The 2,673-nt window shown below is 32.2% G+C and carries 2 protein-coding genes and 1 pseudogene; all 3 read right to left on the reverse strand.

Annotated elements, in window-relative coordinates; genetic code table 11:
- Positions 1-100: 100 nt before the first annotated feature.
- A complete protein-coding gene (gene hydE, locus EZH24_RS09945; protein ID WP_137998993.1) occupies positions 101-1,231 on the reverse strand; it encodes a [FeFe] hydrogenase H-cluster radical SAM maturase HydE in 1,131 nt (376 codons plus the stop codon).
- A gap of 8 nt (positions 1,232-1,239) precedes the next feature.
- Positions 1,240-2,424, reverse strand: a complete 1,185-nt coding sequence (hydF, locus tag EZH24_RS09950) for a [FeFe] hydrogenase H-cluster maturation GTPase HydF (RefSeq protein WP_137998992.1) — start codon at positions 2,422-2,424, stop codon at positions 1,240-1,242.
- Between the two features lie 27 nt (positions 2,425-2,451).
- Positions 2,452-2,673, reverse strand: a pseudogene (locus tag EZH24_RS09955) ([FeFe] hydrogenase H-cluster radical SAM maturase HydG); the annotation flags it as partial.

The following is a 2,673-nucleotide window of genomic DNA, read 5'->3' on the forward strand; positions in this document are numbered from 1 at the left end:
CGCAAGGCGATCTTAGATTATTACAATAATAATTAAGAATTAACCATAATTAGGGAGGCTAAAATTTAGTCTCCCTTTTTTAATAATATTTTATAAACTTTTACTTATTTTTTAATTTTCTATTTCTATCAAAATCGCCTCTCGCTCCAGTGAGAATATAACCAATTTTATCAATGCTCTCTCTTAAAAGTTCCACTCCTTCGGCGGATTCAGTTCCAGTGGATATTTTATTATTATAAAGCAAATATTTTTTTCTCACATTCATTGGAGAGAGATTCGGCATAACGACATTAGCGCCATGCAATATTCCGAGTTCGCGTCCACCTTCTTTTATAGTGCCGAGCGCCGTGGTTGCGGGAATCAAAGACAAAGGAAAAATCAAACGAAGAATACTTATAAGAATCAAAGTAAGCTCCAATTCTCCTATTTTTTCATTTGCAAAAGGAGTGTCTTTATGCGGCAAAAAAGGACCGATTCCTATCATTTCGGGTTTAATTTCCTGCATAAATATCAAATCTCCAGCGATATTTTCCAATTTCTGAAAAGGGCTTCCAATCATCATTCCCGTTCCCGTTTGAAATCCTAATTTTTTCAAAGTCTTTAAACATTCCTTTCTATTTTCCAAACTCATGTATTTAGGATGCAATTTTGAATAATGCTCGTTTTCGGAAGTTTCATGTCTCAAAAGAAATCTATTCGCTCCGTTGTTTTTCAATTCTTTATAATATTCTTCTTCCTTTTCGCCGATTGATAGAGTCAAAGCGCAGTCGGGGAATTCTTTTTTTATCGCTTGAACGATATTCGACATTCTCTCTATATTAAAAAATTTATCCTCTCCGCCTTGCAAAACAAAAGTTCTAAAACCAATTTCGTAGCCAATTTTACAACATTCCAAAATTTCTTTTTTATTGAGTCTATATCTTTCTACGTTTTTATTGCTTTTTCTTATCCCACAGTAAATACAATCGTTTTTGCAATAATTCGTAAACTCTATAAGCCCGCGCATAAAAATATATTTTCCGAAAATTTTATCCGCTTTTTCTCTCGCTTTTTCTCTCAAATATTTTTTTAATTCTTTTATTTCAATTTTTTCTTTTTTATCAAGTTTCTTTTTATTTAAATCGTTATCGTATTCAAAAGAAGATAAAAGAGTTAAAGCGTCTTTATAAGAAATTTTTTCTTTTTTGTTGATTTTATCTATTATTTTTTTAGCCTTGTTAATATCAATAATATCGTTCATTAAATATAATTAACTCCGTTTATTTTAGCTATTGCCATTCCGTAATTCGTTATCGGTTTATTTTGTTTTTCGCATAATCTTATTCTGTTTAATATTTGCTTTCTCGTTCCCATACATCCTCCGCAATGAATAATCAAATCGTATTTCGACAAATCGCTTGGAAAATCCGCTCCAGCCGTGTAATCAATATCGAACGCAAAACCGAATTTATTTTTAAGCATATTTGGAATTTTTACCCTTCCAATATCTCCCTCAAGCGGAATATGAGAGCAGCTTTCGGCTATAAGTATCTTACTTTTTTGGTTTAAGTTATCTATAAAATCAGCTCCTCTTTTGTATATTTTTTCATCTCCTTTATATCGAGCGAATAGAACAGAAAAAGATGTTAATGCGCTTTCTTTAGGTTTTAATCTTTCAACTTCTTTAAAAACTTGCGAATCGGTTATTATGACTTTCGGAGGCTTCTTCAAACTTTTCAAAGCCTTTTCAAATTTATCGAATGTCGCTCCGACAACTATCGCTTTATTGTCGAGTATATCTCTTATCGTTTGAACTTGCGGCAAAATCAATCTTCCTTTCGGCGCTTGTATATCTTGAGGCATCACAAGTAAAACTATATCGTCTTCGCCCACTATATGCCCGACTATGCTTATTTCGTCTTCTTTTGAAAGATTATTTTTTATCGTTTCTATAAGAATATCTATATTTATCTTTTTGTTTGCGCTTATCGGCGCGCAATCAATATCGAAAATTTCTTTTATATTCTGTTCGACTGTTTTATAATTTTTATTCAAATCGATTTTATTTATAACGGCAATAATCGGAATTCCAAATTCGGATAATTTATTTTTCCATTCCAATTCCAAAATATAATCTTCGTTTTCAAAATTGCAATCAAAAACGAGTAATCCAATATCCGTTGATTCTACAATTTTTTTAGTCTTTTCAATTCTTAATAAACCAAGTTCTCCATCGTCATCGAATCCCGCCGTATCGACTATGACGCATGCGCCAATTTTATTTATTTCAATGGCTTTTTTCACGGGGTCGGTAGTAGTTCCCGCATTCTCCGAAACTATCGCGACATTTTGATTTGCCAGAGCGTTTATTATACTCGATTTCCCCGCGTTTCTTCTTCCGAAAATCGCTATATGAGTTCTGTTTGAATTTGGAGTATCGTTCATTTTTATGCCTAATTAAAAACCAAAAAATTAAAATTTAAAATCTCTTCTTCCTTCGTCTATTCCGTCCAAAGCATGGACAAGTTTATTCTTTACTTTTTCGTTTGGGATTTTTTCTATTTCGTTAATCATTACTCTGTCAATTTCTTTTTCCGTATCGTTTGATGCGTAATCGTTGGAATATTCTTTTAAGGTTATTATCGCGTTAGCCTGACAGAAATTTTTTATTTGTCCGCTTTTTGCAAAACTCAT

Origin of the sequence: Brachyspira catarrhinii (assembly GCF_005518285.1) — a bacterium.
GTDB lineage: Bacteria > Spirochaetota > Brachyspiria > Brachyspirales > Brachyspiraceae > Brachyspira > Brachyspira catarrhinii.